Below are 306 nucleotides of genomic sequence, written 5' to 3'. Positions count from 1 at the left end.
ACTATCCGAAGCAGCAGAACAACTACTATCAGGTCACGTGGGAGCCGAGCCTCGGCTGGGCCGATAGCGACGCGAACTTTGTCGCGATGTACAAGGCCGCCTATCAGGGCATCCACTCGACCGATCCAAACGCGATCGTGATGGGCACGGGCAATCCGTTCGCCTCCAATTGCGATACATGTACGACGGGCTATCTGAAGAAGTTCGGCGCGCTCGGCCTGTGGAACTACATCGATGCCGTCTCGACGCACGGCTACTGGAACGCGGGTACGTATCCGGCGCATCCGCCTGAACTGCAGGACTCGG

At 59.8% G+C, this 306-nt stretch carries 1 pseudogene; it reads left to right on the top strand.

From position 1 onward, the window contains the following. Positions 1-306, top strand: a pseudogene (locus AB4Y32_RS40530) (hypothetical protein); the annotation flags it as partial.

The sequence above is a fragment of the Paraburkholderia phymatum genome (genome assembly GCF_040965635.1).
GTDB classification, from domain to species: domain Bacteria; phylum Pseudomonadota; class Gammaproteobacteria; order Burkholderiales; family Burkholderiaceae; genus Paraburkholderia; species Paraburkholderia phymatum_B.
The sequence above is the reverse complement of the archived record's forward strand: the minus strand, read 5'-3'. Positions and strand labels throughout refer to the sequence as shown.